The following is a 1,492-nucleotide window of genomic DNA, read 5'->3' as shown; positions in this document are numbered from 1 at the left end:
ATTCTGTTTTTAGTGTTTTATGCTCGTTTTAAATCATGGTAATGAATGAAACGGGAAAAGGCGGATTGTTTTTGTTTATATTAAACAGAATTTGAGTGTGGCTTTTGATTACAACATACAACAGTGTAATTTTCAGACGGCCCGGGTTTAATCGAGCAAAAGGAAAAGACCGTCTGAACATTTTTGATGACATGGAATTTAAACGCCTTGGATTCCCGGTTTTCCTTGCCGGATAAGGGGAGGGCGGTTTTTAGCAAAGGGGAAAATTGTCGGAACAAGGGAGGGAAAAACGGTGGATTGAGCTGTGTTTGGGGGTTATATAAATAAGTGTATGAAGGTTTTAGTCGTAGTGTATGAAGATTTTGCTTGTGATTTTAATTTAATTATGACTTGTCAACACTGTTAAATTTTTTTACGATAAGGTCAGATTATGTTTGCATGGCCATAAGCGGTGCATCCTCTATACCGGATATTATCCTTGTCCGAATATCTACTTTAACCGACCGGCTTGCCCGGCCTGATTCCTAAATATATACGCGCAAGGCTGAACGGCCTTGGCGGCACTCGACTTTTAAGAGGTTCATCGTGTCAAATTCTCAATCCAGCGAACGCGCGACGTTTAGCAGTCGCCGCGCCTTTATGTTTGCTGCCATCGGCTCGGCCGTGGGCTTAGGCAACATTTGGCGATTCCCTTACATCGCTTTCGACAACGGCGGCGGTGCTTTCGTCCTCCCTTACTTGGTTGCGCTGTTGACGGCAGGTATTCCGCTGTTGCTGCTCGACTACGCCATCGGCCACCGTTACCGCGGCTCGCCACCTTTGGCTTTCCGCCGCCTCGGCCGTTTGTTTGAGCCGATGGGTTGGTGGAACTTCCTGACCAACGTCATCATCTGTATCTACTACGCCGTGATTGTCGGCTGGGCGGCAAGCTATGCCTATTATTCTTTGACTTCGGCATGGGGTGCAGATCCGCAGGCATTCTTCTTCAAAGACTTCCTGCAAATGGCCGATGCCAAAGACTTGGGCTTGGATTTTGTCGGCAAAGTAGCCGGTCCGCTGATTGCCGTGTGGGTGTTTACGCTGGCGATTATGGCTTTGGGCGTACAAAAAGGCGTGGCCGGTTCATCTACATTCTTCATGCCTTTGTTGGTGGTGATGTTCGTCATCATGGTGGGCATTGCGCTGACTCTGCCGGGTGCGGCAAAAGGTTTGAACGCTTTGTTTACGCCTGACTGGAGCCGTTTGGCGGATCCGAAAGTCTGGGTAGCCGCATATGGCCAGATTTTCTTCTCGCTCTCCATCTGCTTCGGCATCATGATTACTTATTCTTCTTACCTGAAGAAAAAAACCGACTTGGGCGGTACTGGCTTGGTTGTCGGCTTTGCCAACAGCAGCTTTGAGTTGCTCGCCGGTATCGGCGTATTTGCCGCATTGGGCTTTATGGCTCAAGCCGCAGGCAAAGAAGTCAGCGAAGTGGCATCCAACGGTATCG

Annotated in this window: 1 protein-coding gene; it reads left to right on the top strand. The window is 48.7% G+C overall.

Translation table 11 applies throughout. The annotated features are described in order from the left end of the window. Nucleotides 1–639 precede the first annotated feature (639 nt). Nucleotides 640–1,492: sodium-dependent transporter (locus ACTHUE_RS18715; protein ID WP_440424157.1), on the top strand; the 853-nt coding region annotated here is incomplete at its 3' end.

It is taken from the genome of Neisseria sp. P0021.S005, from assembly GCF_051956955.1.
Note: the sequence above shows the minus strand (reverse complement) of the source record. Positions and strands in the feature narration are given on the sequence as shown.